Origin of the sequence: Methylobacterium sp. CCH7-A2, from assembly GCF_001557075.1 — a bacterium.
Classification (GTDB): Bacteria; Pseudomonadota; Alphaproteobacteria; order Rhizobiales; family Beijerinckiaceae; genus Allobosea; species Allobosea massiliensis.
Genome location: NZ_LSKN01000149.1, coordinates 1 through 238 on the forward strand (window position 1 = coordinate 1; position 238 = coordinate 238).

The following is a 238-nucleotide window of genomic DNA, read 5'->3' on the forward strand; positions in this document are numbered from 1 at the left end:
AGCCCGGCGATGCCGTGCTTGGCGGCGACATAGGCCGATTTGAACGGCGAGGCGACGAGCGCATGGGCGGAGGCCGTGTTGATGATGCGGCCGAAGCGGCGCGCCTTCATGCCGGGCAGGGCGGCCCGGATGGCATGGAAGGCGGCAGACAGGTTGATCGCCAGGATCGCGTCCCATTTTTCGACCGGGAATTCCTCGACCGGCGCGACGAACTGGATGCCGGCATTGTTGACGAGGA

Annotated in this window: 1 protein-coding gene; it reads right to left on the reverse strand. The window is 66.4% G+C overall.

Annotated features, from left to right (window positions below; genetic code table 11):
• On the reverse strand, nt 1–238 hold a 238-nt coding region (locus AX750_RS12615; protein WP_156462449.1), incomplete at both ends, for an SDR family NAD(P)-dependent oxidoreductase.